Source organism: Geodermatophilus arenarius (assembly GCF_042654585.1).
Lineage (GTDB): Bacteria > Actinomycetota > Actinomycetes > Mycobacteriales > Geodermatophilaceae > Geodermatophilus > Geodermatophilus arenarius.
This window is the reverse complement of the sequence record NZ_JBHSGR010000007.1, coordinates 155,293-175,101: the sequence shown is the minus strand read 5'-3', so window position 1 is coordinate 175,101 and position 19,809 is coordinate 155,293. Positions and strand designations below refer to the sequence as shown.

At 76.4% G+C, this 19,809-nt stretch carries 20 protein-coding genes; 9 read left to right on the top strand and 11 right to left on the bottom strand.

Features of this window, described 5'->3' with window-relative positions:
- The first annotated feature begins 17 nt into the window (after positions 1-17).
- Positions 18-1,151 (top strand): carboxylate-amine ligase, encoded by a 1,134-nt coding sequence (locus ACFO3M_RS08830; RefSeq protein WP_387988207.1) that lies wholly within the window; start codon positions 18-20, stop codon positions 1,149-1,151.
- Between the two features lie 30 nt (positions 1,152-1,181).
- Positions 1,182-2,042: a lysophospholipid acyltransferase family protein gene (locus ACFO3M_RS08825; protein ID WP_387988206.1), complete on the top strand. Its 861-nt coding sequence runs from the start codon at positions 1,182-1,184 to the stop codon at positions 2,040-2,042.
- Between the two features lie 7 nt (positions 2,043-2,049).
- On the opposite strand, the gene ACFO3M_RS08820 is transcribed toward ACFO3M_RS08825, so the two are convergent.
- The gene (locus tag ACFO3M_RS08820; RefSeq protein ID WP_387988205.1) at positions 2,050-2,583 is read right to left on the bottom strand and encodes a GNAT family N-acetyltransferase; all 534 of its coding nucleotides are present in this window, start codon (positions 2,581-2,583) and stop codon (positions 2,050-2,052) included.
- A gap of 82 nt (positions 2,584-2,665) precedes the next feature.
- On the opposite strand from ACFO3M_RS08820, the gene ACFO3M_RS08815 reads away from it, so the two are divergent.
- From ACFO3M_RS08815 to ACFO3M_RS08800, 4 genes are all read left to right on the top strand, one after another.
- A complete protein-coding gene (locus ACFO3M_RS08815; RefSeq protein ID WP_387988204.1) occupies positions 2,666-4,189 on the top strand; it encodes an amidohydrolase in 1,524 nt (507 codons plus the stop codon).
- A 196-nt stretch (positions 4,190-4,385) separates the two neighbouring features.
- Positions 4,386-6,014 (top strand): apolipoprotein N-acyltransferase, encoded by a 1,629-nt coding sequence (lnt, locus tag ACFO3M_RS08810; protein WP_387988203.1) that lies wholly within the window; start codon positions 4,386-4,388, stop codon positions 6,012-6,014.
- A complete protein-coding gene (locus ACFO3M_RS08805) occupies positions 6,011-6,802 on the top strand; it encodes a polyprenol monophosphomannose synthase (protein WP_387988202.1) in 792 nt (263 codons plus the stop codon). Before lnt ends, ACFO3M_RS08805 begins: the two co-directional genes overlap by 4 nt.
- 39 nt (positions 6,803-6,841) lie before the next feature.
- Positions 6,842-7,363 carry an FxsA family protein gene (locus tag ACFO3M_RS08800; RefSeq protein ID WP_387988201.1) on the top strand — a complete coding sequence of 174 codons (522 nt, stop codon included), beginning with the start codon at positions 6,842-6,844 and terminating at the stop codon, positions 7,361-7,363.
- A 4-nt stretch (positions 7,364-7,367) separates the two neighbouring features.
- Here ACFO3M_RS08800 and ACFO3M_RS08795 read toward each other — a convergent pair whose 3' ends face one another.
- From ACFO3M_RS08795 to ACFO3M_RS08770, 6 genes are all read right to left on the bottom strand, one after another.
- A complete protein-coding gene (locus ACFO3M_RS08795; RefSeq protein ID WP_387988200.1) occupies positions 7,368-7,922 on the bottom strand; it encodes a dihydrofolate reductase family protein in 555 nt (184 codons plus the stop codon).
- Positions 7,923-8,099: 177 nt separating this feature from the next.
- Entirely contained in the window at positions 8,100-8,444 is a 345-nt protein-coding gene (locus ACFO3M_RS08790) for an RNA polymerase-binding protein RbpA (RefSeq protein WP_387988199.1), read from the bottom strand.
- Between the two features lie 193 nt (positions 8,445-8,637).
- Positions 8,638-9,381, bottom strand: a complete 744-nt coding sequence (locus ACFO3M_RS08785; protein ID WP_387988198.1) for a thymidine kinase — start codon at positions 9,379-9,381, stop codon at positions 8,638-8,640.
- Positions 9,378-10,724 (bottom strand): MFS transporter, encoded by a 1,347-nt coding sequence (locus ACFO3M_RS08780; protein WP_387988197.1) that lies wholly within the window; start codon positions 10,722-10,724, stop codon positions 9,378-9,380. Before ACFO3M_RS08780 ends, ACFO3M_RS08785 begins: the two co-directional genes overlap by 4 nt.
- Before the next feature lie 46 nt (positions 10,725-10,770).
- Positions 10,771-11,670: a lysophospholipid acyltransferase family protein gene (locus tag ACFO3M_RS08775; RefSeq protein ID WP_387988196.1), complete on the bottom strand. Its 900-nt coding sequence runs from the start codon at positions 11,668-11,670 to the stop codon at positions 10,771-10,773.
- Positions 11,667-12,443 carry a glycerophosphodiester phosphodiesterase gene (locus ACFO3M_RS08770; RefSeq protein WP_387988195.1) on the bottom strand — a complete coding sequence of 259 codons (777 nt, stop codon included), beginning with the start codon at positions 12,441-12,443 and terminating at the stop codon, positions 11,667-11,669. The genes ACFO3M_RS08775 and ACFO3M_RS08770 overlap by 4 nt, the downstream gene beginning before the upstream one ends.
- 105 nt (positions 12,444-12,548) lie before the next feature.
- Between ACFO3M_RS08770 and ACFO3M_RS08765 the strand changes: the two genes are divergently transcribed.
- Complete coding sequence (locus ACFO3M_RS08765; protein ID WP_387988194.1) at positions 12,549-12,974, top strand: hypothetical protein; 426 nt, start codon at positions 12,549-12,551, stop codon at positions 12,972-12,974.
- 33 nt (positions 12,975-13,007) lie between these two features.
- On the opposite strand, the gene ACFO3M_RS08760 is transcribed toward ACFO3M_RS08765, so the two are convergent.
- Together ACFO3M_RS08760 and ACFO3M_RS08755 are read right to left on the bottom strand one after the other, a co-directional pair.
- On the bottom strand, positions 13,008-13,247 hold the full coding sequence (locus tag ACFO3M_RS08760) for a hypothetical protein (protein WP_387988193.1): 240 nt from the start codon (positions 13,245-13,247) through the stop codon (positions 13,008-13,010).
- Between the two features lie 524 nt (positions 13,248-13,771).
- Positions 13,772-14,725: an ABC transporter permease gene (locus tag ACFO3M_RS08755; RefSeq protein WP_387988192.1), complete on the bottom strand. Its 954-nt coding sequence runs from the start codon at positions 14,723-14,725 to the stop codon at positions 13,772-13,774.
- A 70-nt stretch (positions 14,726-14,795) separates the two neighbouring features.
- Here ACFO3M_RS08755 and ACFO3M_RS08750 point away from each other — a divergent pair, with 70 nt between their 5' ends.
- Both ACFO3M_RS08750 and ACFO3M_RS08745 read left to right on the top strand, forming a co-directional pair.
- Positions 14,796-15,653: an ABC transporter permease gene (locus ACFO3M_RS08750; protein ID WP_387988191.1), complete on the top strand. Its 858-nt coding sequence runs from the start codon at positions 14,796-14,798 to the stop codon at positions 15,651-15,653.
- A 672-nt stretch (positions 15,654-16,325) separates the two neighbouring features.
- The gene (locus ACFO3M_RS08745) at positions 16,326-18,281 is read left to right on the top strand and encodes an MFS transporter (RefSeq protein ID WP_387988190.1); all 1,956 of its coding nucleotides are present in this window, start codon (positions 16,326-16,328) and stop codon (positions 18,279-18,281) included.
- A gap of 69 nt (positions 18,282-18,350) precedes the next feature.
- Here ACFO3M_RS08745 and ACFO3M_RS08740 read toward each other — a convergent pair whose 3' ends face one another.
- Both ACFO3M_RS08740 and ACFO3M_RS08735 read right to left on the bottom strand, forming a co-directional pair.
- Positions 18,351-18,998, bottom strand: coding sequence for a LysE family translocator (locus tag ACFO3M_RS08740; RefSeq protein ID WP_387988189.1), 648 nt, complete (start codon positions 18,996-18,998; stop codon positions 18,351-18,353).
- Positions 18,999-19,125: 127 nt separating this feature from the next.
- Positions 19,126-19,641 (bottom strand): antibiotic biosynthesis monooxygenase, encoded by a 516-nt coding sequence (locus ACFO3M_RS08735; protein WP_387988188.1) that lies wholly within the window; start codon positions 19,639-19,641, stop codon positions 19,126-19,128.
- Positions 19,642-19,809: the final 168 nt, after the last annotated feature.

Sequence of the window (19,809 nt, the reverse complement as noted above, 5' to 3'; positions counted from 1 at the left end):
GCCTCCACCATGTGCCGGTGCGCACGGTGGGTGTCGAGGAGGAGCTGCTGGTCGTCGACCCGTCGGGGACGCCGGTGCCGCGCGGCCCCGAGGCGCTGGCGGTGGCCGCCCACCGCGGGGAGGGGGAGACCCCCGAGCAGCACGAGAGCGCGGCGCAGGAGGAGGGCTCCCCGGGGCACCTGGTGCCCGAGCTCAAGCGGCAGCAGGTGGAACTGGGCACCCGGGTGTGCACCGGGCTGGCCGAGGTGGAGCGGGAGCTGCGGTACTGGCGCGGGCGCGCCGACGCCGCCGCCCGCGCCGTCGGGACCCGGGTGGCGGCGCTGGCCACCTCACCGGTCGGCGTCGAGCCGGAGACGACGCCGGGCGAGCGCTACGCGGAGATGACCGACACCTTCGGGCTCATCGCCCGCGACCAGCTCACCTGCGGCTGCCACGTGCACGTGTCGGTGGACGGCGACGAGGAGGGCGTGGCCGTCCTCGACCGGATCCGGGTGTGGCTGCCGGTGCTCACCGCGCTGACCGCCAACTCGCCGTTCTGGCTGGGCGCCGACTCCGGGTACGCCAGCTTCCGGTCCCAGGCGTGGAACCGCTGGCCGTCGTCGGGCCCCACCGAGCTGTTCGGCGACCCGGCGACCTACCACCGGGTGGTCGCCGACCTGGTCGCGACCCGCACGATCGTCGACGCCGGGATGGTCTACTTCGACGCCCGGCTGTCGCGGACCTGGCCCACCGTCGAGGTGCGCAGCGCCGACGTCGCGCTGCGGGTCGAGGACGCGGTCACCCACGCCGGGCTGGTGCGCGCGCTGGTGGACACCGCCGCCCGCGAGTGGCGCGCGGGCGTCCCCGCCCCTCGGGTGCGCAGCGAGCTGCTGCGGGTGGCCGCCTGGCGGGCCGGGCGCTCGGGCACCACCGCCGACCTGGTGCACCCGCGCACCGGGACGCCGGCGCCGGCCGCCGACGTGGTGGCGGCGCTGCTGGAGCACGTCCGCCCGGCGCTGGAGGCCAGCGGCGACCGGCAGCGGGTCGCCGACGGCGTGGCGGCGGTCCTGGAGCGCGGCACCGGCGCGGACCTGCAGCGCCGCGTGCACGCCGACACCGGCGACCTCACCGCCGTCGTCCGCGCGGCGGTGCAGCTCACGACCGGGAGGTGAGCTGCCGGGCAGGGCGGATATCGTCCCGCCATGTACACCGCGAGCTGGCACGACGTCGTGCGGCGCGACCTGTTCGGGCCGTCCCCCGATCCCCGGGACCGCCCCTACCGGTTCGTCGTGCGGCTGGCGCTGGTGGTCTTCCGGCTGCTGCGGCTGCAGTTCGACGTGCGGGGCTCCGAGCACGTGCCGACGTCGGGCGGCGCAGTGGTCTGCAGCAACCACGTCAGCTTCCTGGACTTCACCTTCCTCGGCCTGGCCGCGCTGCCGCGGCACCGGCTGGTCCGGTTCATGGCCAAGGCCTCGGTGTTCGCGCACTGGTTCGCCGGGCCGTTCATGCGCGCCATGCGGCACATCCCGGTCGACCGCAAGGCCGGCGCGGCCGCGTTCGACGCCGCGGTGCGGGCGCTCAAGGACGGCGAGGTCGTCGGCGTCTTCCCCGAGGCGACGATCAGCCAGAGCTTCACCGTCAAGGACCTCAAGGCCGGCGCCGCCCGGATGGCCCTCGACGCCGGGGTGCCGATCGTCCCGGCCGCGGTGTGGGGCGGGCACCGGGTGGCCACCAAGAAGCACCCGGTGGACCTCACCCGCGGCCGGGCGGTGACCGTGCTGCTCGGCGAGCCGGTCGTCCCCCTGCCCGGCGAGCGGCCCGCGGCGCTGCTGGCCCGCACCCGCGTGGCGATGGAGGCGCTGCTCGACGAGGCGCAGCGCACCTATCCGCAGCAGCCCTCGGGCCCCGAGGACCTGTGGTGGGTGCCGGCGCACCTGGGCGGGACCGCGCCCACCCTGGAGGAGGCCACGGCCCGCGACGCGCAGGACGCCGCCGGGCAGCGGGTGAGGGCGCGGACCTCGCGCCGCGCGCGGCTGGCCCGCCGCCTCCGGCGCCGCGGCTGAGGACCCGCTACTCCACCACCACCGGGGCCATGAGCCGGAACGCCTCCAGTTCGACGTCGTACCACCGGCGCAGCCGGCCCAGCGGTTCCATGCCCAGGCGCCGGCACACCGCCCGCGAGGCCTCGTTGCCGGGCCGGACGACGGCGTAGACCTCCGGCACGCCCGCGCCGAAGGCGTGGTCGACCACCGCCCGCGCGGCCTCGGTGGCGTAGCCGCGGCCCCAGCACTCCGGGTGCAGGTGCCAGCCCACCTCGACCTCCCCGACGCCGCCGGGCAGCGGCTTGAGCAGCACCGTGCCGGCCACCACCGGCTCCGGCCCGCGCACCTCCACCGCCCAGCAGCCGTGCACCGGGTCCGCGCGCCGGATCTCCGCCCACCGGCCCACCAGCTCCACCGGGCCCACCGACGGGGGGCCGCCCAGCCAGCGGGTGACCTCCTCGCGCCGGTAGATGTCGGCGAGCCGGGCCAGGTCGTCGCGGCCGGTGGTCCACGGGCGCAGCCGCAGCCGGTCGGTGAGCAGCTCCCCGTCCGGCACGGTCATCGCGACTGCCTACCCGGCGCCCCCCGCGCTACCCGCGGACCCGGCGCCGGAGCGGCCCGGGCGCGCCGTCATGCTCGGGGCCGTGACGCCCCCGACCGACCTGCTGCTCACCGACGTGACCGTCGGCGACCGTCCCGGCCGTGCCGTGCACGTCGTCGACGGGCGGATCGCCTGGACCGGCGCGGCCGCCGACGCGCCGCGGGCCGGCCGGGTGCTGGCCGGGGAGGGGGCGCTGCTCACCCCGGCGTTCGTGGACGCGCACGTGCACGCCACCGCGACCGGCCTGGCGCTCACCGGTCTCGACCTCCACTCGAGGTCGAGCCTCGCGGAGGCGGTGGCCGCGGTCGCCGAGGCGGTGCGCGGCGCGCCGCCGGGCATCCTGCTGGGCACCGGCTGGGACGAGACCGGCTGGCCCGAGGGCCGGGGGCTCACCCGCGCCGACCTGGACGCCGTCGTCGGGGACCGGCCGGCCTACCTGGCCCGCGTCGACGTGCACTCCGCGACCGTCTCCACCGCGCTGCTCGACCTGGTGCCCGGCGTCCGCGGCCTGCCCGGCTTCTCGCCGGACGGGCAGCTGCGGCTGGACGCCCACCACGCCGCCCGGCAGGCCGCCTACGGGGCGGTGACCGCGCCGCAGCGGGCCGCCGCGCAGGCCGCCACGCTCGCCGAGGCGGTGCGGCTGGGCATCGGCAGCCTGCACGAGATGGCCGGGCCCGAGGTGTCCGGCGCCGCGGACCTGCGCGCGCTGCTGGACCTGGCCCGGCAGCGGCCGGCGCCGCGGGTCACCGGCTACTGGGGAGAGCTGGCCGAGCGCGGCGGGCTGGACCTGGTGCGCGAGCTGGACCTGGCCGGCGCCGGCGGCGACCTGTTCTGCGACGGCGCGTTCGGCTCGCACACCGCCGCGCTGCACGCCCCCTACGCCGACCGGCCGGGCACCGCCGGGGCGCTGCGGTTCGACACCGCCTCCCTGGTCGACCACGTGCGCGCCTGCACCGCCGCCGGGATCCAGGCCGGTTTCCACTGCATCGGCGACGCCGCCGTCGACCAGGTGCTCGACGCGGTCGGGACGGTGGTGGCCGAGCTCGGGCCGGCCGCCGTGCGGGCCTGCCGGCACCGGCTCGAGCACGTGGAGATGGCGAGCCCGGAGGCGGTCGAGCGGATGCGGTCGTGGGGGATGGTGGCCAGCGTCCAGCCCGCCTTCGACGCGGCCTGGGGCGGCCCGGCGGGCATGTACGCCGAGCGGCTGGGCGCCGAGCGCGCGGCCGGGTGCAACCCGTTCGCCGACCTCGCCGACGCCGGTGTCGCCCTGGCGCTGGGCAGTGACGCCCCGGTGACGCCGATGGACCCCTGGGGCGGCGTGCACGCGGCCGTCGACCACCGCACCGCCGGCGCCGGGCTGCGCCCGTTCGACGCCTTCGACGCGGCCACCCACGGCGGCTGGCACGCCGTCCGCGCGGAGACCGCCGCCGGGCCGCTGGCGCCGGGCGCCCCGGCCGACCTCGCGCTGTGGGCCACAGACGCCGGCCTGTCGGCGGTGCTCGACCGCCGGGACCGGCCGGCCTGCCGACAGCTGCTGGTCGGAGGCCGGCCACTGCGGTCGCTGTAACCACCCGGTCCGGGGGACGGCACACCCGGGGGACCCCGCGCCGGTCGCGTCCCGGAGGACGGGGGGCGGGGTGGGATGCTCGTGGGTGGGCCACGACCGTGGCCCGCACCCGTCCGCCGCGGACGGGTGCAGCCGGACGCCCGGGCGCCGCCCGCGGCAGGACGTCGCGGGGAGGTCGTGGGTGCCGCCAGCAGCCGTGACGGAGGAGCGGGACACCGGCTCCGGTGCGCCCGCGGGGACCGGCCGGCGCCGGACCCGCCGCCTGCCGTGGCGCACCGCGCTCGCCGCCGCCGGCGGCCTGGCGATGCTGCTGGCCTTCCCCGGCTGGTCGCTGCCCCCGCTGGCGGTGCTCGGCCCCGCGGCGCTGGCGCTGGCCGTGCGCGGGCAGCGGGCCCGGTCGGGCGCGTGGCTGGGCCTGGTGTGCGGCCTGGCGTTCTTCGTGCCGCTGCTGTCCTGGACCGGCATCTACGTGGGCGCGTTCCCCTGGCTGGCCCTGGCCGTCTCCCAGGCCCTCTTCCTCGCGCTGCTCGGCGCGGCCGGCGCGGCGGTGTCCGGCCTGCGGCTGTGGCCGCTGTGGACCGCCGCGCTGTGGGTGGCCGACGAGGCGCTGCGCGGCCGCCTCCCGCTCGGCGGCTTCCCCTGGGGCCGGCTGGGGCTGAGCCAGACCGACGGCGCCTTCCTCTCCCTCGCCGCCTACGGCGGGGTGCCGCTGGTGTCCTTCGCCGTCGCGCTCACCCGCACGCCGCTGGCCGCGGCGCTGCTCGCGCTGGCCCGGGTCCGGCGGGCGGCCGGCGGGGGCGCGACCCGCGGGCCGGCGCTGCGCACGGCGGCCGCGCTGGTCGCCGCCGTCCTCGCCGTCCCGCTGCTCGGGGCGCTGGCCTGGACGCCGCTGCCCGGCCCCTCGCTCACCGCGGGCGGCCCCACGAGGACCGTCGCCGTCATCCAGGGCGACGTCCCGGAGGCCGGGCTGGAGTTCAACGCCCGCCGCCGGGCGGTGCTGGACAACCACGTGCAGCAGACGGTGCAGCTGGCCGCCGCGGTCGCGGCCGGGGACCAGGCGCAGCCGGACCTGGTCGTCTGGCCGGAGAACAGCTCCGACATCGACCCCTACCGCAACGCCGACGCCGCCCGGCAGATCAGCCGCGCCGCCGAGGCGATCGGCGCGCCGATCCTGGTGGGCGCGGTCGTCGAGGGGCCGGGCCGGTACCTGAGCAACACCGGCATCGTGTGGGACCCCGAGACCGGGCCCGGCGACACCTACGTCAAGCGGCACCCCGTCCCGCTGGCCGAGTACGTGCCGGCGCGGGGGTTCTTCCGCTTCTTCAGCGACAAGGTCGACCTGGTCCGCCGGGACTTCGCCCACGGCACCGAGGTCGGGGTGCTCGACGTCGGCGGCGCGCCGGTGGGCGACGTCATCTGCTTCGAGGTGGTCTACGACTCCCTGGTCGCCGACACCGTGCGGGCCGGCGCCGGGATGCTCGTCGTCCAGACCAACAACGCCACCTTCGGCTACACCGACGAGAGCGAGCAGCAGCTGGCCGCCAGCCGGCTGCGCGCGGTGGAGTTCGGCCGCACCGTCGTCGTCGCGGCCACCAGCGGCATCTCCGCCGTCGTGGCGCCCGACGGGTCGCTGGCCCGCCGCTCGGAGCTGTTCACCCCCGCGGTGTTCGTCGAGGACGTCGCCCAGCGCGACTCCACCACCGTCGCCGAGCGGCTGGGGGCGGCGCCGGAGTGGGTGCTGACCGCCCTGGGGGCCGGCGCGGTGCTCGCGGTCGCCGCCCCGGCGCTGCGCCGCCGGCAGCGGGCCCGCCGGGCCGCCCGGTGAGCGCGGCGCGGGTCCTCGTCGTGGTCCCCACCTACGACGAGGTGGAGAACCTCGAGCCGGTCCTCGACCGGCTGCACGCCGCCGTCCCCGACGTGCACGCCCTGGTCGTCGACGACGGCTCGCCCGACGGCACCGGTGAGCTGGCCGAGAAGCTGGCCGCGCGGGACGACCGGGTGCACGTGCTGCGCCGCACCGAGAAGGCGGGCCTGGGCCCGGCCTACGTCGCCGGCTTCCGCTGGGGCCGCGAGCGCGGCTACGACGTGCTGGTCGAGATGGACGCCGACGGCTCCCACCACCCCGAGCAGCTGCCGCTGCTGCTGGCCGCCCTCGACGACGCCGACCTCGTGCTGGGCTCCCGCTACGTGCCCGGCGGCAGCGTCGAGGACTGGCCGCGCCGGCGGCTGCTGCTGTCCCGGCTGGGCAACGTCTACACCCGCCGCGCGCTGCGGCTGCCCCTGGCCGACGCCACCGGCGGGTTCCGCGCCGTCCGCGGGGAGCTGGTGGACCGGCTGCCCTTCGACCGCGTGGCCAGCCAGGGCTACTGCTTCCAGGTCGACTGGGCCTGGCGCGCCTGGCGGGAGGGCGCCCGGGTGGTGGAGGTGCCGATCACCTTCAGCGAACGCGAGTTCGGCAGGAGCAAGATGACGCCCTCGATCGTTGGAGAGGCGTTGGCACGGGTCACCCTCTGGGGCCTGCTGGACCGGCTGGCCGACCGCCTGCCGGGCCGGGTCCCACCGCCCGTGCCGGGACGGGTCCGCGAGCGCGGGCGGTCCAGCGAGGTCCGGTAGGCGGACCCGGGCCGCACGCGAGCCGGGCCGGGGAGTGCCGTGGGACACCGGGTACGGGTGCTGGCGGGGCTGTGGGCCCTCGCCGAGGTCGTCGTCTTCGCGCTGGTCGCCGCGTGGATCGGCGTGGGCTGGACGCTGCTGGCCGCGCTGGCCACCACCGTCCTGGGCTGGACCCTGCTGGCCCGGCAGGGGACCCGGGCGCTGGACGAGCTGCGCGCCCGCGCCCGGGAGCACCGCGCGCCGGGCACCGCGGCCACCGACGCCGGGCTGATCGCCGTCGGCGGCGCGCTGATGGTGCTGCCGGGCTTCCTCGGCGACGTCGTCGGCCTGCTGTGCCTGCTGCCGCCCACCCGGCCGCTGGTGCGCGCCGCCGTGGGCCGCGGGCTGGCCGCCCGGCTGGGCCTGTCCGCGCCGGTGCGGGTGCGCAGCGCCCGGGTGCCCGGCGCGACGGCGGCCCGCCCGCCGGTGCGGATCGTCGAGGGCGAGGTCGTCGAGGGCGAGGTCGTCGAGGGCCCCGTCGTCGAGGGCCCCGTCGTGCTCGACACCCGCCCTCACGCCTGACCGTTCAGTCCCGCCGGAGGGGCCGGAACCGCAGGCAGGTGCGCTCGCCCACCCGCTCGACGCCGATGACCTCCAGCCGGCCGCGGGCGACGCCGTCGAAGGCCCGCAGGCCGCCGCCGAGCAGCACCGGCACGACGTCGACGCGCAGCTCGTCGAACAGGCCGGCGTCGATCAGCTGGCGGTTGAGGTCGGCCCCGCCGACGACGGTGACCGCCTTCTCGCCGGCCAGCTCGCGGGCGGTGTCCACGGCCTCGCGGAGGTCGCCGCAGAAGGTGACCCACAGCCGGTCGTTGCGCCGCGGCGGGGTCGCCGGCGGGTGCGAGGTCAGGACGACGATCGGCACCTGGTACTCGTAGTCGTCGGCGTAGGAGTCGGGGTCGGGCGCGCCGTCGTAGGTGCGCCGGCCCATGAGCACCGCGCCGGTCTCGGCCTGGGACGCCGCCAGGTACTCCTCGCCGGCCGGGGTGCCGAGGTCGGCGTACAGCATGCCGAAGTCCCCCTCGGGGTCGGCGGTGTAGCCGTCCAGGGACGTGGTCATGCCGGCGATCAGGTGCGCCACGGGGTCCTCCTCGGTCGGGTCCTGCGGGGCAGACCGGGGGAGGGGCGGCGACTCATCGGTCCCCGGACGCGGAACGGCCCCGGTGGGGAGTCCCACCGGGGCCGTCGACGGTCCTGGAACGGCCCGCCTCCCGGGGCCCGCCGCGCGCTCGCGAGCGGTGGGGAGGCGGGTCCTTCCTCAGCTGGCGCGGGTCCGCCGGCCGCGCAGCACCTCGAGACGCTCGGCCAGGACCTCCTCGAGGTCCTCGACGGAGCGCCGCTCGAGCAGCATGTCCCAGTGCGTCCGCGGCGGCTTGACCTTCTTGGGCGCCGGCTCGGAGCCGCCGACCAGCTTGGCCGAGGAGCCGTCGAACTTGCACTCCCAGGTGTCGGGCACCTCGGCGTCGTCCGCGAAGGGGACGGTGAACTGGTGACCCGAGGGGCACTTGTACTCGACGTACTGCCGCTCGATCGGCGCGGTGTTCCGCTCGGTCTCGTAGCTCACGCTGCCCAGTCGGCTGCCCCGCAGGGAACGCTCGCCCATGGCACACCGTCCTCTCGTGCTGGTGGTGTCGGTCAGGACTCCTCGTCGCGGCAGGGGGTACCCACTGCGGGAGGGTGTCGAAAGAGACCAACGGCGGATTTCGCGGAGAGATTCCGCTGAGTCGGTTCCCCATCATCGCATGGGGTGGTATTGGGCCACGCGCGACCCCCTCGGCCGGGGGAGAGCGGCCGGCTCAGGGGAGGGCGAGCTGCCCCGGGCCCGCCGCGGTCGGGCCCAGCTGGCCGAGCACGTGGTGCCGCCGGCACAGCACCTGGTAGTGCACCTCCGGGCCGGGCTCCGGGCCCACCCCGGCGCCCTCCGCCTCACCCGGGGCCGGGGTGGGCGCGGTGTCGGCGACGACGACGGTGGCGCCCTCGCGCACCATCTGCCCGTCGACGACCCGGGCGTTGAGCAGCCCGGGCAGCCCGCACCAGCACAGCACCTCGACCTGGATCCGCTGCACGTCGTCGGCGACCTCGAGCAGCCGCTGCGTGCCCGGGAACAGCCGCGCGCGGAAGTCGGTGGTCAGCCCGAAGGCGTAGACGTCGACGTGCGAGGCGTCGACGAGCTCGGCGAGCTGGTCCACCTGCCCGGGGGTGAGGAACTGCGCCTCGTCGACGATCAGGTAGTCCACCCGCCGCCCGTCGGCCCAGTGGCTGCGCACCAGCAGCAGCAGGTCGGTGCCCGGGTCGACCTCGACGGCGTCGCGGCACAGCCCCACCCGGGAGCTGATCCGCGGCCGCGCCGACCGGTCACCCTGGGTGAGCAGCAGCCCCGAGCGGCCCTGCCGGCTCTGGTTGTGGTCGACCTGCAGCGCCAGCGTGGACTTCCCGCAGTCCATCGGCCCGTGGAAGAACCGCAGGTGCGCCGGGGCCGGGGCGCGCCGCCGGTCCCCGGCCGCCGGGACCGACGCCGGCGTGAGGGACGGGTCGCTCACAGCCGCTCCGGCGGGGTGTTGCCCGCGGCCTGCACGGCCCGGCGCATCGGCAGCCGCAGCAGCAGCAGGAACCCGGCGACGAAGAACACCACCAGGCTGATGATCGCGTACCGGTAGGAGCCGGTGAGCTGGTACGTCAGACCGAACGCCAGCGGCCCCAGCCAGCTGGTCCCGCGGTCGCTGATCTCGTAGAAGCTGTAGTACTCCGCCTCCCGGCCGGCCGGGATGAGGTGGCTGAACAGCGACCGGGACAGCGCCTGCGTGCCGCCCTGCACCAGCCCGATCACCGCGGCCAGCGCGTAGAACTGCGCGACCGCGCCCTCCTGCAGCCAGTACGCCGCCACCAGCACCGCCGTCCAGGCGACCAGGCAGCCCAGCACGGTCCGCTTGGCGCCGTAGCGGGCCGCCACCCGGCCCAGGCCCAGCGCCCCGAACACGGCGACCACCTGGACCATGAGGATCGCGCCGGTGAGCACCGACTGGGACAGCCCCAGCTCCTCGCTGGCGTAGGTGGCCGACAGCGAGATCACCGTCTGCACGCCGTCGTTGAACAGCAGGTACGCGCCGAGGAACCACAGCGTGAGCGGGAACGCCCGCATCCCGCGCAGCGTGGCGGCCAGCTGCCGGAAGCCGCTGGTGGCGCCGCCGTGCCCGGCGACCGGCGGCCGGTCGCGCAGCAGCGAGACGGTGACCAGGGTGAACAGCCCCCACCACAGCCCCGCCGTGGCCAGGCAGATGCGCACCGCCTCGCCGCTGGTCAGCCCCAGGGACTCCGCGCCGAGGAACAGCCCCAGGTGCACGGCCAGCAGCAGCGCCCCGCCGACGTACCCGAACGCCCACCCGCGGCTGGACACCGCGTCGCGCTCGTCGGGGCCGGCGAGGTCGGGCAGCCACGAGTAGTAGACGACCGTCGCCGCGCCGAAGGCCACGTTGGCGACGACGAACAGCCCCGCGCCCAGCAGGTAGCGGCCGTCGGCGACGAAGAACAGGCAGGTCGCGGCCAGCGCCCCGAGCAGCGCCAGCCCGCCGAGCAGCTGCCGCTTGCGCCCGGTGCGGTCGGCGACGGCGCCGGTGAGCGGCAGCACGACGACCTGCAGGACCACGGAGAACGACAGCACGTAGGAGAACCAGCTGCCCGGCGGGATGGACAGCCCGAGGAAGGGCAGCCGGCCGTCGGCGCCGGCGGCGTCCTCGGCGACGGTGGTCAGGTACGGGCCCAGGAAGACCGTGGTGACGCTGGTGTTGAACACCGACATCGCCCAGTCGTAGGAGTACCAACCGAAGCGCTCGCGGCGCAGGGCGCGGTCGACGGGTTGCGCGGCGTCGACGTGAGGGGCGGTCACGCGCGCAGGGTGTCAGCCCGGCCCCGTCCGTTCCAGCACCGGGGGGTCACGGGATGTCAGGGGGCACGACGCCGCCGGGGAACGCCGCGGCGCCGTCGGTCGGGCGGGTGGGGTCCGGGTGCAGCGGCCGGCTGGCCGCGCGCAGCGGCACCAGCCCGCGGGTGATCGCCGCGGCGATCCGCGTCCGCGCCCGGTTGGCGTCGCCCACCCGGCCCAGGCGCAGGTCCTCCAGGTACACCGGCGGGCCGACGTGCACCCGCAGCACCGGCCGCTGCACCAGCGAGCGGGCCAGCGTGCGCAGCTTCCCCCAGTCGTTGCCGTACTGCAGCACCTCCTGCGCGCCCCACTGGCTGACCGGGATCACCGGCACCCCGACGCCGAGGGCCAGGCGCGCCATCCCGGTGCGGCCGCGCTCGGGCCACCCGTCGGGCGCCAGCCCCACCCGCCCCTCGGGATAGGCGACGACGTGCCCGCCGTGCACCAGCGCCACCTCGGTGACCCGCACCGCGTGCCGGGCGACCTCGGTGCCGCGCTCCACCCGGATGCCGCCGGCGCGCTCCAGCAGCGGCCCCACGACCGGCGCGGAGATGATCCCGCCGGTGGCCATGATCCGCGGCACCACGCCCAGCCGGTGCAGCGCGACGGCGATCACGAACGGGTCGAAGTCGCCGACGTGGTTGGCCGCCAGCAGCAGCGGCCCGCGGCGCAGCTCCTCGGGGATGCACCCGGTGACCTCCACCCGGCCGAACAGGTCGACCAGCCAGGAGAACCGGCGCAGCAGGAGCAGCCACACGTCCCACGGCGGCGCGGCGGCGATGGCCAGCTCACGGGCGAACCACTCGGGGTCGCCGTCGTGCAGGACGGCCTCCAGGTGGTCGGGCAGCGGCGGCGGGGTCGGCTGCCACTCCCTCACCCCCGTGGCCAGCCGCTCGAGCCACCCGCTCACCGGCCCACCCACTGGCCGCGCGCCTCGAGGATCTCCTTCAGCATGGCCGGGCGGTCGGTCATGATCCCGTCCACGCCGAGCTCGAGCATCGCCGTCGCCTCCTCCGCGGTGTCCACGGTCCACACGTGGACCTGCAGGCCGCGGGCGTGCGCGGCGGCGAGGAACCGCTCGTCGACCAGCGCCCGGCCGCCGAGCTGCAGCGGCACCTGGGCGCAGCCGGCCTGCACGCGCACCAGCCCGGCCGCGCGGGGGGAGTAGGAGGACAGCCGCAGCGCCGCCACGCCCCGCGGACCCAGCGACGTGCACACGCTCGGGCCCAGCAGGCGCCGGGCGGCCGCGACGCGCGCGTCGGAGAACGAGGCCAGGCAGACCCGGTCGAGGACGTCCATCCGGCGCAGCACGCGCACCAGCGGCGCGAGCACGCCGGCGGCCTTGATGTCGAGGTTGAACCGGACGTCGGGCCAGGCGCCGAGCAGCTCCTCCAGCCGCAGGATCGGCTCCCGGCCGCCGATGCGGGCGGCGGCGACCTCCGACCACGGCAGCTGCTCGATCCGGCCGGTGCGGTCGGTGACCCGGTCCAGCGCCGGGTCGTGGAAGACGACGACCACGCCGTCGGCGGTCACCCGCACGTCGGTCTCGATGTACCGGTAGCCCATCTTCACGCAGGCCTCGAAGGCCGGCATGGAGTTCTCCAGGTGCTCGATCGCCCCGCCGCGGTGCGCCATCGCCAACGGCGCCGGCGCGTCGAGGAAGGCGAACCGGGCAGGAGGCACGGGCGACACGCTAACCGGCGGCTCCGACGCGCTCACCAGCCCCTTCTCCCGGCGGGTCGGGCGTGTCCGCCGGGACTGTCGGTGGCGGCGTCTAGCGTGCCCGGCGTGGGCAAGCAGCACGCCGACCGCGTGGTCGGGACGGACGGGACGGCAGGGAAGGCGGACACGACGACGGGACGGCAGGGGAGCGGGGCCGAACGGCGCTGCGGGTGGTGCCGGCGGGTGCTGCCCCAGGGTGGCTCGGTCGGCCGCCCGCGGATGTACTGCGGCCAGGGCTGCCGGCAGCGCGCGTACGAGCAGCGCACGGCGGTCGCCAAGGCCGGCCTCTCCGACGACGTCGTCCTCGTGCGCCGCGCCGAGCTCGACGGGCTGCAGGACCGCCTGTTCCAGCTGCGCTGCGCGCTCGAGGACGTCCAGACGCTGCTCGGCGAGCGGCACACCAAGGCCGAGCTCGAGCGGTCCCTGGCCGACCTGGTGCACTCGACGGGCCGGCTCGACAAGCTCTGGGTCTCCGAGCGCGCCGCGGGCTGATCCCGCCGCCCGAGCCGGCCCGTCAGCGGCGGGTCAGTCCGGGTCCTGGGTGTCGTCGTCCTGGTCCTCGGGCGCGTCCTGGTCCGGGTTGCTGTTGTCCGGCAGGTTGTCCTGCGACTCGCCGGACGGGTCGTTGCCGCTGGTGTTCTCGCTGTCGTCGGTGGTGCCGTCGTTCTGGTCCTGCCCGGCCGCGTTGCAGGCGGTGAGCGTCGCGCCGCCCCCGAACAGCGCCAGCGCGGTCATGAGTGCGGCGATCGGGCGTCGGAGTTCCATGTCCTCGACCCTAAGCAGGCACCTGGCCGTGCGCCCGTCGAAGCGCCGACACCACCGGCATAACGTCACAGTGACGGAATGACGGAGGTGTCGGTGGGTGGGGAGGGAGGGGGCGCCGGCCGGATCGGGGCCCCGGATCGGCGGTCGACCGGGACCCGGAGGGTCGGCGGGCCGCGTCGGGGACCCGGCCGGACCGGACCGAGGCGAGCGGCCGGCCGGCGGTCGGGTGGTCGGCAGGTGAGCGAGCGGCGACGGGTGCGGCACAGTGGCGCCGGGTCGGGACACGCGGACCGAGGGGAACGCCCAGGTGTGGCCGGCGCGGCGTCGTGGGGACCGGCGACCCGACGCGGCGGCACGAGCCACCCGTCGGCGCACGGGACGACCCGTCGTCAGCGGGCAGGCCGGACAGCCGGATCGAGGCCCAGGCGGCCGTCCGGGCACCCCCTCTCCGGCGCTCCGAACCACCGCCGATAATGCACATTATGTCAACCACCGTGGCGAGGGCCCGCTCCCCACGCCCCTGATCAGGTCGCCGGGCCCAGCCGCACCCGCGGGTCGACCGCCGCCGCGGCGACGTCGGCGACCGCGTTCGCCACGATGACCGCGGCGATGACGACCGTGGTGAGCCCGACCAGCAGCGCCCGGTCGTGCGCCTCGATCGCGCCCAGGATCGCCGCCCCGACCCCGGGCATGCCGAAGACGCCCTCGACGACGATCAGCCCCACGAACAGCTGACCCAGGTTCGCGGCCACGAACGTCACCACCGGCGTCAGCGCCGGCCGCAGCGCGTGCACGCCGACGACCCGGGACGGCGACAGCCCGCGGCCGCGCGCGGCCTGGACGAACGGCGCCCGCAGGGTGTCCCCGACCTCAGCCCGGGTGATGAGGGCGACGTAGCCGGTCGACAGCGCCGCCAGGGCGAGCACGGGCAGGATGTAGGCCGCCGGCTCCCCCGTGCGCCCGTGGAACGGCGCCCAGCCGAGCTCGGAGACGAAGACGAAGTGCAGCAGGTACGCCGCCACGACGACCGGCGTGCCCACCAGCACCGTGGCCGCCGCGGCGACGCCCGCGCCCGCCCACCGCCCGCTCGTGGCCAGCGCGCCGGCGACGACGCCCACCACGAGCTGGACGACGACCGCGCCGGCGAGCAGGGTCGCACTCACCGGCGCGGTCGCGGCGACGACGTCGAGGACGGCCGGCCCGGGCACCACGGCGTCGCCCCGGAGAGCGGGCAGCCCGCGGCCCCAGTCGCCGGTCAGCAGGTCGCGCAGGTAGAGGCCGTACTGGACCGGCAGGGGCTCGTCGAGGCGGTACTCGCTGCGGATGCGGGCGTAGAGGGCGGGGGGCGGCGGCTGGAAGCCGAACAGCGCCCGCACCGGGTCCCCGGGCAGTTGCGTCACGGCGACGAACACCAGGGTCACCGCCGCCCACAGGCTGAGCAGCATCTGCCCGGACCGGCGGGCGGCGAACGCGACCACGGGCGACATCGTGGCAGGACGGTGATCATCCCGGTCGACGCCGTGGCACCCGCTCGGTCAGACTCCGCCGGTGCCGTCCTCGTCCCCCGACCCCCCGGAGGTCCGTCCGGCGGCGGGGCGCTGGAACGCACCGCTGGTCGTCGCCGTCGCCGTGCTGGGGCTGCTCGCCGCGACGGCGCTGGCGCCCGGCGCCTTCACCGACGCCGACCCCCGCTCCTGCGACCTGGCCGACTCCCTGGTCGCGCCGTCCTGGGACCACCCCTTCGGGTTCGACCTGTTCGGCTGCGACCTGCTCGCCAAGACGATGTACGGCGCGCGGACGTCGCTGCTGCTGGCCGTCGCCGTCATCGTGCTCAGCGGCCTGCTCGCCGTCGTGCTGGGGACGCTGGCCGGCGCGGCCGGCGGCTGGGTCGACGGCGTCGTCTCCCGGCTCACCGACGTCTGGTCGGGCATCCCGCTCGTGCTCGGCGGCGTCGTCCTGCTCAGCGCGACCGACCGGCGCGGGGTGTGGCAGGTCGTCGCGGTGCTCACGGTGTTCAGCTGGCCGCCGATGGTGCGCGTCGTGCGGGCCGGCACCCGGCAGGTCCTGGCGCTCGAGTACGTCACCGCGGCGCGCGCCCTGGGCACCGGGCCGCTGCGGCTGGTCCTCCGGCACGTGCTGCCCGACGCCGTCCGCCCGCTGCTGGTGTTCGCCAGCGCCTACGCGGGCGTCCTCGTCTCCGCCGAGGCGGTGCTGACCTTCGCCGGCGTCGGGCTGCAGCGGCCCACCGAGTCCTGGGGCATCCTGCTGCAGCAGGGCGGCGAGGCGGCGTCCCGGGCGCCGCACGCCCTCGTCGCGCCGAGCCTCGTGCTCGTCGTCGCGGTGGCCGCCTTCGTCCTCCTCGGCGAGGGCCTGCGCGCGGCCGGCCGGACCGCCCGCGAGCACTGAGCCCGCTTCCCCGGTCGGCTCCCGGCCCCCGTACCGGGCACCGGGTGCGGCCCCCGGAGTGCCGCACCGCCCTCCCCCGTTGCCGCGGGAAGCCCGAGGACCCCTACAGCGACAGGACCCTGCCCTGCAACTGTTCTCCGGTCTTCCTGTGAACAACATCGTTTTTTGTTGGGGATAACGGACAACGGTGCCTCTCCGCCATCGGCCTCCCGGAGTGCGCCTCGGCCCGGGGCCGCGCGAGCGTCCGCCGGCGCCTGCGAGGCCGCGCCGCCGGTGCCCTGCCCGGGCAGGACACCGGCGGCGGACAGTCTCACCCGGCCACGACCCCGGGGCCGTGAGCCTCGATGGCGTGTCGGCCGCCCCCGCGAGGGCTCCCCGGTCCGCACATGACGGCCGGCGGTCACGGCCCTCGCAAGGGCACTCCCTCCGCCCCTGTCCCCGGACCCTTTACCTCGTTGTTCTCTTGTGTTTCGTCTTCCTTCGCTTGACAAGTAATTCGGGATAACGGGTCGACAGCCACCGGTCACGGTCCGGTGACGGCACCCGGCGGTTCCGTTGACGCCTGCAACAGTCCGCCACTACGTTCCGCGCCGGTGTGCTCCGCGCCACACCGGCGGCCCGACCGGGCCGTCTCCTCCCCGTGCTCGGCGCTGCGCCGGGAAGGGACCGCACGTGACCGCTACCGACGTCCGACCGAGCGAGACGCCCACACCGCCCCGCGGTGGGGGCCTGCGCCGGCTGTGGGACCGCAAGCTCGACCGCTACCCCGACACCGGCCCCCGGTCGCTGTACCTGGGGATCACCGTGCTGGCCACGGTGGTCCTGTACTACGAGCTCTACGTCGGCGGTGCCGTCGCGACGCAGATCATCGCCGAGCTCGGCTACTCGTTCACCGGCTACGTCTTCGTCTCCGTCATCGGCAACCTGGTCGGCGCCTTCGCCTCGCTGTTCGCCGGGCTCGCCGACCGCTGGGGCCGCGCCAACCTCGTCGTCGGCGGCCTGCTGATCACCGGCCTGATCCTGCTGGTGGGCCTGCCGCACGCGCCGGGCAAGACGGCCTTCACCGTGCTGTTCGCGGTGCTGAGCTTCGTCGAGGGCGTCGTGCTGGTGGCCACCCCCGCGCTGATCCGCGACTTCTCCCCGCAGGTCGGCCGCGGGGTCGCCATGGGCTTCTGGACCCTCGGCCCGGTGCTGGGCAGCCTCGTGGTCACGACGGTGTCCAGCAACACCCTCGACGACCACCCCGACTGGCGCTGGCAGTTCTACGTCTGCGGCGTCGCCGGCCTGGTCGTCTTCCTCGTCGCGCTGGTCGGGCTGCGTGAGCTCTCCCCCGCCCTGCGCGACCAGCTCATGGTCAGCATGCGCGACCGCGCGCTGGTCGAGGCCCGGGCCCGCGGCCTGGACACCGAGCAGGCGCTCAAGGGCCACTGGCGGCAGGTGCTGCGCTTCGACGTCGTCGGGTCGGCCTTCGCCATCAGCATCTTCCTGCTGCTCTACTACATCCTCGTCGGCTTCGCGGTCGTCTACTTCGCCACCGTGTTCGGCTACTCCGAGCAGCGCGCCAACGCGCTGGCCAACTGGTACTGGGTGACCAACGCGATCGCGCTGGTGGTCACCGGCGTGCTCACCGACCGGTTCCGGGTGCGCAAGCCGTTCATGGTCGTCGGGACGCTCGTCGGCCTGGTGGGCTCGGTGCTGTTCGCGCTGTCGGCCACGGAGCCGGAGACCGGCTACTACACGATCGCGGTCTACTTCATCCTGTCGGCGGCCGGCGGCGGCATGGCCTACGTCGCCTGGATGGCCTCGTTCACCGAGACCGTCGAGCGGCACAACCCGGCCGCGACGGCGACCGGCCTGGCCATCTGGGGCTGGCTGCTGCGGATCGTGGTGACGGCGTCGCTGGCGGTCTTCACCCTCGTCGTGCCGGCCACCTCGGTGCTGGTCGACCAGGGGTCGCGGGTCACCGAGATCGTCGAGGCGCACCCGCAGGAGGTCGCCGTCCTGTCGGCCGTCCCGCCGGAGGCGTCCGAGGCGCTGGCCGCGGACCCCACCGACGTCGACGCGCTGGCCACCGCCCTCGGCGCCGTGGCCACCCAGCAGGGCGCCGACGCCGACGAGGCCGCCGCGGTCTCCGAGGCGGTGCGGAACCGGGCGCCGCAACTGGCCGCCGCCCAGGCGGTCGACCCGGCCACGCTGGCCGCGCTGCAGGAGGACCCGGCCGACGCCGCGGCCGGTGCGGCCGCCGTCGGGCAGATCGCGCAGGCCCTCGGCGTCGACGCCGGCACCGCCACCCAGCTGCTGGTCGGCCTCGGCGACCCGGCGGTGCAGGCCGACCTCGCGCTCGTGCAGCGCTACGCGACGGTGCTCACCGACGCCAACACCGCGATCCCGGCCGACGACCTCGCCTACCTCGCGGCCCACGGCGACGAGGTCGCCACCGCCGCCGAGGAGAACCCGCACCAGTGGCAGCGCTGGTGGTGGGTGTGCGTCGCCGGGCAGGTGCTCTTCCTGCCGTTCGTCTTCGTGATGGCCGGCCGGTGGAGCCCGCGCCGGGCACGCCAGGACGAGCAGGCGCACGAGGAGATGGTGGCCCGGGAGCTGGCGGCCCTGCAGCGCACGGACGCCTGAGCACTGCCGCACGGCGGGCCGGGGAGCGCGCGCTCCCCGGCCCGCCCGCGTCCCCGGCCCGTCCCGCCCTCAGCGGGAGGCGGCCGCCACCCGCACGCCCAGACCCACGAGCACCGCGCCGGAGGTGGCGTCCAGCCCACGGCGCACCCGGGGACGCCGGAACCAGCTGCCGGCCCGGCCGACGCCGGCCGCCAGCCCCAGGTACAGCGCCGTCTCGACGGTGACCTGCAGCAACCCCAGCAGCGCGGCGGTCACCAGCGGGGAGCTGCCGGCCGGGACGAACTGCGGGTAGAAGGCGATCATGAAGACGGCCAGCTTCGGGTTGGCCAGCTGCACCAGCAGCCCCTCGGCGAAGGCGCCACCCCAGCGCCGGCGCACCGGCCCCGCCGCGGCGCCGGGCTCCTCCACGGGACCGGCGCGTAGCGCCCGCCACAGCGCCCGGCCGCCCAGCCACAGCAGCACCGCCGCCCCGACGGCCCGCAGGACGAGGAAGCCGGCCTGGGACGCGGCGACCGCGGCCGCGACCCCCGCCCCGGCCAGCAGCGCCCAGACGAACAGCCCGGCCTCGAGCCCCAGCACCGTCGGCACCGCGGCGGCGCTCCCCCGCAGGGCCGCCCGGCGCACGACGAGCGCGACGGCCGGTCCCGGGGTCGCGGCGATCAGCAGCACCGCACCCAGGAAGGCGGGCATCGCGAGCAGCAGCGCCGGGACGTCCACCCGGCCAGCGTGGCAGGGGCCCCTCCCGGCGTCGCTGGTTTTTCCTTGTCCGGTCGTGCCCAGTCGTCTGAAGAGCGGGTAGTTGGGGATAACGGGCAACTGGAGGACGGCGCGGGCCTCCGGCCGCTCAGCGCCGGCGGTCGCGCCAGGGCCGGCCGTGCAGCCACCACTCGAGCCGGCGGGTGATCCACGGCAGCAGCAGGTAGGTCATCACCGGGGTGAGCGCCAGCGTCACGACCAGCACCCGCAGCGCCACGGGCACGTCGGCCAGCAGCGCCCCGAGGGTCACCGTGGCCAGCAGGTTGAGCGGGTAGAAGACCAGCCAGATCGTCGTCGCCTGCTTCCACCGCGGCGGCGCCGGCGGCCCGGCAGGAGTGGCGACCTCCGTGCTGACCGGCTGGTCGAACCAGCCCTCGATACCGGTGCGGCGCTCGGTGCGGGTCACCTCGGCCAGCCCCTCCGCCGAGCGCAGCCACCAGGCGCGCTCCGCCGAGGCCTCCCAGGCGTCGAGCGCCTCCTGGTCGGCGAAGCGGCAGAGCATGTGCCACTCGTCCGAGCCGCCGCGCGGTCGCACCCACCCGGCGCCGAGGAAGCCCGGGAAGGACTCGGCCATCGTCATGCCGGCCCGGATCCACGCCGTCATCTCCCCGGGTGTGCGACGGATCGGCCCGGCGGGTGAAGGAGACGGTGACCGGGAGGCGTGCGGCGGCGACCGGGAGCGACGTCGTCATACCGCCAGGATCGGCGGCCACCGGCGGGCCGCGCAGGCCGTCCGGGCGCGATCTGCCCTGCCCTCGCCGCTCCCCTTCCC

Coding starts and splice junctions, on each gene's coding strand:
- ACFO3M_RS08735 (WP_387988188.1), bottom strand. CDS start 19,641: ATGACGGCGTGGATCCGGGCCGGCATGACGATGGCCGAGTCCTTCCCG.
- ACFO3M_RS08825 (WP_387988206.1), top strand. CDS start 1,182: ATGTACACCGCGAGCTGGCACGACGTCGTGCGGCGCGACCTGTTCGGG.
- ACFO3M_RS08760 (WP_387988193.1), bottom strand. CDS start 13,247: ATGGAACTCCGACGCCCGATCGCCGCACTCATGACCGCGCTGGCGCTG.
- ACFO3M_RS08790 (WP_387988199.1), bottom strand. CDS start 8,444: ATGGGCGAGCGTTCCCTGCGGGGCAGCCGACTGGGCAGCGTGAGCTAC.
- ACFO3M_RS08820 (WP_387988205.1), bottom strand. CDS start 2,583: ATGACCGTGCCGGACGGGGAGCTGCTCACCGACCGGCTGCGGCTGCGC.